Raw genomic sequence first — 9799 nt, forward strand, 5'->3', positions numbered from 1 at the left:
AATCATTCTCCTAAGGCAAGTAACATTGGTCAGCGGCAGGTGTTTGGAACCAATCGGTGGATTGAGTACCGCCGGATTCAGCAAAGTTCGCAAAGTTTGGATAGGCGGTGACGATATCTACATATTCCAGTGGCCATTGCCATTCCGTGTCTGAAGTAATCAGCAGTGCCCACGGGTGGTTGTCTGCAGTTTTGAAATATTTGCCTGTTGATGGATTGCTGTCATCAACGCCTAGTCCTGCTTCAAAGAGATTAGCGGTATCAAACGCCTCGGTTGGAGCTTGGTCTGGCAAGTGCACCTCCCAGCTGCGCCCTGGATGTAGAGGTAGGTTTTCACCATGATAATACCCAGGCGTCGCGAAAATAAATGGGTCGTAAGGCATGTCAGTCCAACTGCCAGTACTCACTCCATCGCCAGCTAACGTAATCCCGATTTGGAAAGCGAATTGCTCATCTTCTTTACAAGAGCTGATGGTGCGGTAGAAGGTACAACTAGTACTGATTTTCTCTGTAAGGTCGTTAGCAATAACAAAGATTGCCTCGCTACGTCCTTGCTCCAAGTCTAAATCAGTGAACACACCATTGTGCTTCATGTAAGAGCTTCCGCTACTCACTAAGCTTGGGTCTAGATTAGGAAGTCGAACCGCAAAACCATTTCTGTACGAAGCACCTACTGCAGCAAGACGTCCATCGATGGTTGATTTAACGACTTTTCCATCTTTAAGGATCTCGGTAATGCGATACATAAGAACAGCATCATTCATGTCGTAATCAGCTTTATAAGGCCAGTTATCTTCATACGCCAAGGTTGCGTAACCAGAAGCACTTGGGAAGTAACGGGCTGTAGCGCCGTCGTTAAGAACATCAACTTGAATATCAACTACCTCACCAGATGTCGAACCACCAAAGTAGCTCAGGTTGGTTTGTTGGCTGAATCTGAAGCGAGCCCAAGTAGTCCCCGTTAGTGCGTTGATATCGACATTTAGGAACAGATCGTTTTCACCAGCATCCAGTTGGTAGTCGGTAAATACTTGCTCGTTAGCACCATCGAAGCTGCCATCTTGGTTCCAGTCTATCCACGCCGAAAGGTAACCGGTTGTTGAAGCTTCAATCACCACTTTTGAATCAAGCCCGGCTTCAAGCGCCGTAACAAAACCGATACCACCGTTTGCCCACTCGTCATCAATGCCAACACTTTCATCCGATTGTGGAGTTACGTAGCCATCAAGGTCGGCATCGGGTGCATCAGTGCCTAACCAAGTCACACCATCAAGTTCATGTCGAGGACCATTGCTGGCGAGTAGGGTTAGGTAGCTGTCTGGCGCATCACCAAAGTCGATGTTGGAATCTTCATCCACAACTGGCGCATTCGCACAACGAGCGCCATCATTTTGATTAGAAGAAGGCCCATTCGATACAAATTCAACGGCTGGAACAATTCCTGCTGCGATATTGCTCGCGTTGTCTGGAGACAGATTGATACGGTAGATTTTCCCGTCTTGATTTCGAGATACGTAGTAATAGCCGTTTACATCAAAATAACCCGCTCCGAATGTACCTAACTCACCAGTATCACCGATGTAAGTTTCGGCACCGGTTGTAGGATTGAAGCTGTATAAGCCTCCGGAGTTATTATCGATACCATATAAAGAACCATCACTTGGGTGGAAAGCGAAATCAGTCAGTTTTACGGTTGCCGGGCTACCAGCTATTTTGTTAACTGTAACAGTTGCGTTTGGGTCGGCGTCTAACGGCGATAGATCAACGGTGAACAAGCCTTTTCCTGTACGGTAAAGGTAATACACATGGTCATAGACATCGCCGACATAGAAAGTGTGATCGGTTGGTAATCCACTGGTATTGATCACTTCTGCTTGGAAATCCTGTCCAAGGCGCACCAAGCGTTTGTTGGTAGTGTCATAGCCATAAATATATCTGTCTTGAAAGTCGAAACCAACACCATTGATATTGGCGTTCATGCCCGTATCGTCTTCTAACAGGGTGGTTGAGCCTGTCACTAGGTTCACGCCCCAAACTTGTACGGGTGTCGATTGGAATAGGTAAGCCTGGCTCGGACAGGTATCGAATGGCGCTGCGTTGGCGACCAAAGGCGCACTTAATAGCAAACTTAACGTTGTAATTCTCATATCTACATCCTTGTCATAGAAGGTCTAGATACTTTTACAAGTTACGTGCCACTTTTAAGTTGTTGATTTTTATTGTTTATATTCTAAATTACTGAGATGTGCAATATATTCTCAAAATGAGAATTCAAATGAAACTAATATTTTATAGATCATTTCAAATTGATAAATCGATTTGAGAAGCTGATGTTGAGACCTAAAAAAGCCCTGACTTTTAGTCAAGGCTTAGGTTGTCGATTAGAGGGGGGATATGCTTAGTCTATCCGCACACCGAGCAATTAGGCATCTTCATTAAATTCATTTCACGCCAGCTGTGAGACATGGCATCGAGAATTAAAAGTTTGCCTTGCTTTGGTTGTCCAAACTTAGCAATAACTTTGATAGCTTCCAAAGCCTGAGCTGCGCCCACCATGCCAACTACCGGTGCCATCACACCGGCTTCAACACAGCTTAGTGCAGCGTTGCCGAATAGAGCACTCAAGCACTGATAACACGGCGCGTCGGCGTCTTGATAAGTGAATACGCTAATCTGACCTTCCATGCGAATCGCAGCACCTGAAACTAATGGCGTTTTCGATGTGTAGCACAAGAGGTTCAACTGATTGCGCGTTTCTACGTTGTCACTTGCGTCGAGAACAAGCGAGTGAGTTTCAATCAACTTGCCAAGAGCTTGGTCATCAAGCCTGTGGTCGACAGTTTCAATTGTCAGATGAGGGTTCAATACCTGCAGCGACTCAGCGGCAGAATTGACTTTCTTCTTACCAATGTCAGCATCGGTGTGAAGGACTTGTCGTTGCAAGTTAGAAAGCTCGACAATATCATCATCGATCAGTGTTAGCTTACCAATGCCCGCAGTCGCAAGGTATTGAGCGGAGGCACAACCTAAGCCTCCAGCCCCTAATACTAAGATTGAGCTCTGCTTTAGTGCTTCTTGGCCTTCAAAATCAAACTGCTTAAGAATGATTTGACGGTTGTAGCGAAGCATCTCTACGTCAGACAGTATTTCCATCAGTAAGCCTCGTTAGTAAAGCGTCGAGTTAAACAGTTGGATCTGAACCGTTTCACCGACTTCAACACGGCCGCGTTCGCGCTCTAGTACCACAAAGCAGTTTGCTAAACTCATTGAGCGGAAAGCGCCAGAGCTTTGGTTACCCGTTGTTTCTACCACAAATTGACCGTTTTCAATCGAGTAAATGCCACGCTGGTAATCAGTACGGCCTGGGCCTTTTTTGAATGCAGACTTGGTGATAGCAGGAATAGATTCCGGAGCTGTCCACGCTGTGTGACCAGCCAATTTAGCAAGCATAGGTTGAACCAAAACATACATGGTCATCATTGCCGACACTGGATTACCCGGTAAGCCGCAGAACCACGCGTTATCCAATTCACCAAATGCGAACGGTTTACCGGGCTTGATAGCTAGCTTCCAGAAGCCGATTTGACCGAGTTCTTCCAAAATATCTTTGGTGTAATCTGCTTCGCCAACGCTTACGCCGCCAGAAGTCACAACCACGTCTGATATTTGCTGTGCTTTCTCGAAGGTCTCTTTAAGCGTTGCAGGGCAATCTGGGATGATGCCTAGGTCTATAGCTTCACAACCAAACGCTTCAATCAGCGGTTTAATGCCGTAGCGGTTGCTGTCGTAGATCTGACCGTCTTCAAGCGGTTGACCTAGTGGCTTTAGCTCATCGCCGGTAGAAAAGAACGCGACTTTAGGCTTCTGTAACACTGTCACGTGGCTCACACCCAGCGAAGCAATCATTGGAATGTCACGAGGTGTTAAACGTTCACCGCGGCTAAGAACGATATCACCTTGTTTGATGTCATCACCAGTAGGGCGAATGTTATTGTTCAGCTTGATGTCGTCTTGTTGAATTTCAATGCCAGTATCAGTTTCAACTGTATTTTCTTGCATGATTACGGCGTCACAACCTTCAGGGATCTTTGCGCCAGTCATAATGCGAATACAGGTGTTGCTTGGCCATTCACCTTCGAACGGTTGGCCTGCAAAAGATTTGCCTGCTAATGGTAGTACTTTACCGTTCTCTAGGTCTGCTAAGCGCAGTGCATAGCCATCCATTGCTGAGTTATCAAAAGGAGGTACGAAAATAGGGGAAAGAATATCTTCAGCAAGGACATAACCTAATGCTTCAGCAAGAGGTAGAGATAAAGTCGCTTGGATTGGTTTGATTGGTGATAGCAGCTTATCTAGTGCTTCTTCAATTGGCATTAAGCCCGGAGCGTCGCAACAGCCCATAATTGAAATCCTTTGGTCGTTATTATTTTGATTTAGTGGTTGGCAATAGTGGCTCCATAATTATCAAATCACAGATGTTCGCCAACGAAATTGCAGCCACTTTAGCATAGTTTAAGCCCCGTAAATAATGACCTCCCTTAAAATATGGGTGTATTTAATCAAAATTCCGAGTATCCTTGTTTGCCATCCAGAAGGGGTATTAAAAGAGGAAGTTCAATGTCAGGTCTTAGCGAATCAGCGAAGTTGGTTAAAGATGCGCTAGCAAGCCGCGGATTAGAGACACCAATGCGTCCTAACCAGGTTAGCCGAGAAGAGAAAAAGGAACGAATCGAACACCATATGCGTGAGATTCTAACTCTCCTTGAACTTGATCTTGCAGATGACAGTCTGGAAGAAACGCCGCAACGTATTGCAAAAATGTATGTGGATGAGATTTTCTCTGGTTTGGATTACGCCAATTTCCCTAAAATCACCGTGATCGAAAACAAGATGGGTGTTCGTGAAATGGTTCGTGTAAAAGACATTACCGTCACCAGCACATGTGAGCATCACTTAGTCACCATTGATGGTAAAACCGCAGTCGCTTACATTCCTCAAGGTAAGATCATTGGTCTTTCGAAGATCAACAGAATCGTTCGTTTCTTTGCTCAACGTCCTCAAGTTCAAGAGCGCATGACACAGCAAATCCTTGTAGCATTGCAAACGCTACTAGAAACGGATGATGTTGCTGTAACCATGGATGCGGTTCATTACTGCGTGAAATCTCGTGGTGTAATGGACGCAACCAGCGAAACAACAACAACAGCTCTGGGGGGTATTTTTAGATCAAACCCAGCAACGCGCCATGAGTTCTTACACGGCCTGCGTTAGAACTAAACCTATTCAGATAAAAAAACGGAGCATTATGCTCCGTTTTTATTGGTTGCTTCATAAGCCTACAGATTTACTATTTTCTTAAACTCTTCCTCTGAGTATTTCTTCTCTGTGCTTTTAGTCAAATCTGTAATCATTTTGTATCTAAGCTCAGTTGCCATATCTAAGGTACGCTTAAGCTGTCCGTATGAGTAGTCGGCAGCCATGTTCAGAGCCGCTTGTTTATCTACTTTATACATGTCTGTTAACGTTTTATCTAAGTGTGCGACCTGCTTGTATAGTTGAGTTTCTTCTTTGTCCCAAGTTGCTTTTAGTACTGGTAAATACTTATCTGGGTTTGTAGAAGCGAGGGCGGTTAAACTACGGAACTGCCAATAAGCAGAGTCATCACTGTAGTTATCATCGCCTACTTGGTACGCTTTTGGGTAATCTTGTAGGGTTGAGTATAACGGCACTAAAACAGATTCTGGTAACACGCCGAAGCTTTGCCAAATAATACCTTGAAGCTCTTCTGGCATCTCAGGGCGAAGCTGAATAATATGCGACTCTAGTTGACGTTCAACTCTAATTGGTCGTTTCGATTTTCCTTCCAAAACCGTGTCTTTATAAGTCGCGCTAAGTACCTCTGCCACATTTTCAACTGAGATTTTTGTATCAGGTTTCATAAACAAAGGGTATTGCGTCATGCGACTTTGTTGATGCAGCGAAGGTGTCAGTATTTTTTGGCCTAACCATTCACGATCGATATTATACTCATCACCAATAACTCCGAATGCTTTAGCAAAATTGAAAGATTTTTCATCTGCGTTATCAAGCAGTTTGTTTTGTTCTACAAACTCGAATATGTCTTTTGAATGCAGTACCTCTTTGTTTGCCAAGTTCACACCATGTACACGTAAGCCATTTGCAATCATGGCGTAACTGTCATCTGGTACTTTTACAGCAATCCAATGGTGACCTGAACCAATTTCAAATAACCACGCCTCATTGGTGTCTGCAATATAGAGACTGTTTCCTTCACCAGCACCATAGGTTTCGATGTAATGACCGAGTAACTCTACGGCTTGTTTTGCGTTTTCTGCCTGAGGAAGGATTAACGTAGGTATAATGGCTTCGATTACGCCATTGTCGATTAAAGGATCTACCTTGGCGACTTTGTCGTTTATTTCTGCGCTGGTTGTTGCTGAAATGGCAACGTTGTGTTCATTAATCCCACGTTCTTCATAGAATTTTCCGTCGCGATTAACGGTATCCGCATCCCAGTCTGGTATCGCAGAGTAAGCAAAGAAGTGCTTTGGCATCGGAACAATTAACCCGTTACCTAACTGCCAGTCACCTTCTTGGTTATCTTGCGCAGGTCGATACTTTAGGTATTTGTTCCAGTTGTTAATGCTAAAATCTTCATTACGAGCAATCATAATGCTACCGTCGTTCGACGCTTCTTTGCCAACAATAAGCCCAGTACAAGCTATCGCATTACTGCTTAGAGCGACAGCTACTGCAGTTGCAAGAAAGGATACAGACCATATTTTCATTTTAATTCTCCGCTTATAAAACAAGATAATTTAAAGTTAACGTTAGTTGTATTTGCAGGTTTTTTATTATCATTTTATAAAATTAAGTGTACTGATCATCACAAGAGAAAATGCTTCTGCTCGTCACATAACTGATATTTCCATTTGAGAATAATTATCTGAAAAATATGCACTTTTTGAATAAATTGATAAGTTATAGTTGTAAAGTAACCTTGCCATATACGTAGCTTTAATTCGTCGTGTTATGAGAAGTATCATTATCACAACAAGACTTTGTTCGTCTCTAACGTATGGTTTTTGGGTTGCAATCGGATAAACAACAGTGCTGAAGCGCGGTATCTTGTGGGGGCTTTTTTGTGCTTGCAATGAAGTAAACTGCAATGACTGAGAATGTCGTCATTCTCTAAAGCGAGGAACGAGTGTAATAGGGAATCTGTTTGTCTGTGTAGTTTCTGACTTGGTATTAGATCCTCAACTCAGTCGTTCCTCCTTCTCGAGGATGACGGCGAGTGAGGTAAAATACGAGGGTGGGGGTTCAGAGTGTATTCTACGCCAGCCTATTAGAAGCAAACACTGATGATCTTGCAGAATGAGTGACTTAGTTACTTTCGTCATTCCCTAAAGTGAGGAACGAGCGTAATAGGGAATCTGCATTTTCGATGTGGGTTGGTTGGACCGGAAATTAGATGCGCTCTACAGAATCTATAAAGCGCAAATTTGGGTACAGCAGCTGGTGGAATGCTTAAGTAAGATTAAACAAACGTTTAAAGTAATGAACAAAACCGGACGGCTTATTCTCAGCTTGATAGAGGTTCAAACCATCATAAAAACTTGCCATGAACTCTACGCGAATCTCATCATCGGTGTTTCTTGATACGCGATATAGCAACGAAGCGGCTACTGCTGCGTGATCATTAGCAAGGCTGTAATCCATTCCTAGTCGTCCCTGAACGAACAACCACAAATGAGTGATTAACTGTAACTGCTGAGCGTTAGAGTTTTGAAACTTGTCGCTGTGCTCAGTGCCCACTGTAGTATCGAATACATTTTGCATTGCCTCATTCGCTTCTTTATTGCTTTCAAAGCGATAGCTTGCATCGATATGTACCTTGGTTAACAGGCCGAGCAACGTCTGACGTGCAGAGTTGTCCGGCTTGTTCTCGCAAGCGTGTCTGAACAGAGCATGGTTTTCATCAATAAATGACTTTAACTCTTTTTCATAGCCAGTCGTCAGCGCTTTGACTGAATCGAGACCTGCGAGCTGCAAACACGCTTCGAGCTTAGTTTGGCGCTGAGGTTCAGTCTGAGTTTGGGTCTCAGTCATTACTCTGTAGCTCTTCCCACGTTACTTCTGCAGATTGCGTGTCGCTGTTTACGAACGCAGAGTTACCCGACAGCATTACTGAAAGGTCCATAGTACGTTGTGTCATCGCTGCTAGCTGCTCAATACCATCGTTGTCTAGACGAACGATCTGAGCCTTCAGATAACCGAATTTACCTTTGTTCTGTTCCCACCAAACATTCGATTTAGTGTTGAAGCTGAACACGCTAACAGACTTAGATAGGCGAGTCGCTTTCTTAACGCGTTCTGGATCGGGTTCACCAACATCAATCCACTCTAAGATTTGGTCATCTAACGACTTCTGCCATAAATCGGGTTCTTCAATGCTAGACAACCCTTTAGTGAACTCAAGTTCAGGAGATGCATTGATACAGAAAGCAATGATACGAGCCATCATGCGTTGTTCTGTTTCAGAAGGGTGTTGAGCAACCGTTAGATTAAAAGAGTCGTAATAGTCGCGATTCATATCGGTTAAAGAAATACGAAACTTATAGATTGTTGGTTTGAGAGCCATTGATAGGGTGTCTTAGATAGAAATAGTGAGGGGATGTTACCTTAAATCTCTGAATAGCGGGTAAAAAAATAGCCAGCAGAGGCTGGCTATTTTTAGAAAGATGTTTACCACTCTGTTCGCTTCTGTTTTTTACGAATCGAAACAGTGCTCAGTGTGACTTTAGCGGCATTTATTCTGGCTGTGATTGCAGTGAGCTTAATTCTCAAATATTGCTTAGAGAGCTAAAATATTGAAAATTAAATGCAGCGTCTAACACATGTCTAATATTCAAAGGCTTAGCATCATATCCACCACAGTAATGGCGTGTTATAGTTCTTAGCGGTTTGCAGTTTATCGCAGGTAGTCATATACAATACCGACCTTAAACTGCGGCTATAGTTTGTTATGCGATGACTTCGTTACTAGGGTAATACGCTTTAATGTGCTCTTTAGTCTCTTTATGGAGACTGGGTTGTGAGTTTGTGGAGAGAGGCTATTGCAAAGTCCATTTTCTGTTGGAATGATAAAACCATGAGAAACAATTGGTTAAGTAAATCTCATCACATCACCGATGACAACGTCACAGAGATTTCGAATGTTAAGTCTGTGAAAGCCACTTCTCAAATAGGCGATATGTGCGCTGTACCCGTGTACAACGTTTATGCCTCTTGTGGGTTTGGTTCTCAAAACGATACCGAGTACCAACTCAGAACCGAATTCCTACCTTGCTTGTGGTTAAGACGTTTCGGCCTGACAGAAGAAGATGCTCGTATCATTATTTGCCACGGTGACTCAATGGAAGACACTTTGAGCGACGGAGATGAAGTATTAGTCGATACCCGAGAACTCGATCACCCAGTAAAGCATGGTGTCTATGTTGTTCGCATTGGTAAGCACGTTTACATAAAGCGCCTGAAGTACGACATCATGGCTGAGGGCTATAACGTCATCTCAGACAACAAAGAAGAATATGATTCGTTTATCGTGAATGAGGAGAAACTCGACGAGTTCGCGGTAATCGGGAAAGTTGTAACCACCGTCATGAAGGCGGTAATTTAGATTTAAGCCACCAGTGAAAACTGGTGGCTTTTTTGGCTAGGTTGTCCCGTCCTGAAATGTGTTTACACATTGAGGACGAATTATGACTACTTCAAAT

8 protein-coding genes are annotated in these 9799 nt (G+C 43.6%); 2 read left to right on the top strand and 6 right to left on the bottom strand.

Annotation, left to right across the window (positions count from 1 at the left end; genetic code table 11):
* Positions 1-10 precede the first annotated feature (10 nt).
* The 3 genes from ACED59_RS19185 to moeA all read right to left on the bottom strand — a co-directional run bounded on the left by ACED59_RS19185 (position 11) and on the right by moeA (position 4400).
* Positions 11-2146 (bottom strand): LruC domain-containing protein, encoded by a 2136-nt coding sequence (locus ACED59_RS19185; protein ID WP_371705074.1) that lies wholly within the window; start codon positions 2144-2146, stop codon positions 11-13.
* A gap of 256 nt (positions 2147-2402) precedes the next feature.
* Positions 2403-3152, bottom strand: coding sequence for a molybdopterin-synthase adenylyltransferase MoeB (gene moeB, locus ACED59_RS19190; RefSeq protein WP_017098455.1), 750 nt, complete (start codon positions 3150-3152; stop codon positions 2403-2405).
* 12 nt (positions 3153-3164) lie between these two features.
* Positions 3165-4400 (bottom strand): molybdopterin molybdotransferase MoeA, encoded by a 1236-nt coding sequence (gene moeA / locus ACED59_RS19195; RefSeq protein WP_017098454.1) that lies wholly within the window; start codon positions 4398-4400, stop codon positions 3165-3167.
* Between the two features lie 216 nt (positions 4401-4616).
* Between moeA and folE the strand changes: the two genes are divergently transcribed.
* Positions 4617-5270 (top strand): GTP cyclohydrolase I FolE, encoded by a 654-nt coding sequence (gene folE / locus ACED59_RS19200; RefSeq protein WP_004731548.1) that lies wholly within the window; start codon positions 4617-4619, stop codon positions 5268-5270.
* A 65-nt stretch (positions 5271-5335) separates the two neighbouring features.
* Here folE and ACED59_RS19205 read toward each other — a convergent pair whose 3' ends face one another.
* The 3 genes from ACED59_RS19205 to ACED59_RS19215 all read right to left on the bottom strand — a co-directional run bounded on the left by ACED59_RS19205 (position 5336) and on the right by ACED59_RS19215 (position 8664).
* Complete coding sequence (locus tag ACED59_RS19205; RefSeq protein WP_029223053.1) at positions 5336-6808, bottom strand: C69 family dipeptidase; 1473 nt, start codon at positions 6806-6808, stop codon at positions 5336-5338.
* A 742-nt stretch (positions 6809-7550) separates the two neighbouring features.
* On the bottom strand, positions 7551-8132 hold the full coding sequence (locus ACED59_RS19210; RefSeq protein WP_017098452.1) for a hypothetical protein: 582 nt from the start codon (positions 8130-8132) through the stop codon (positions 7551-7553).
* On the bottom strand, positions 8125-8664 hold the full coding sequence (locus ACED59_RS19215; RefSeq protein WP_004731545.1) for a YaeQ family protein: 540 nt from the start codon (positions 8662-8664) through the stop codon (positions 8125-8127). Before ACED59_RS19215 ends, ACED59_RS19210 begins: the two co-directional genes overlap by 8 nt.
* Before the next feature lie 510 nt (positions 8665-9174).
* On the opposite strand from ACED59_RS19215, the gene ACED59_RS19220 reads away from it, so the two are divergent.
* Positions 9175-9702 carry a S24 family peptidase gene (locus ACED59_RS19220; RefSeq protein ID WP_017098864.1) on the top strand — a complete coding sequence of 176 codons (528 nt, stop codon included), beginning with the start codon at positions 9175-9177 and terminating at the stop codon, positions 9700-9702.
* The last annotated feature ends 97 nt before the right edge of the window (positions 9703-9799 follow it).

Source organism: Vibrio sp. FF266, assembly GCF_041439695.1.
Lineage (GTDB): Bacteria > Pseudomonadota > Gammaproteobacteria > Enterobacterales > Vibrionaceae > Vibrio > Vibrio tasmaniensis_A.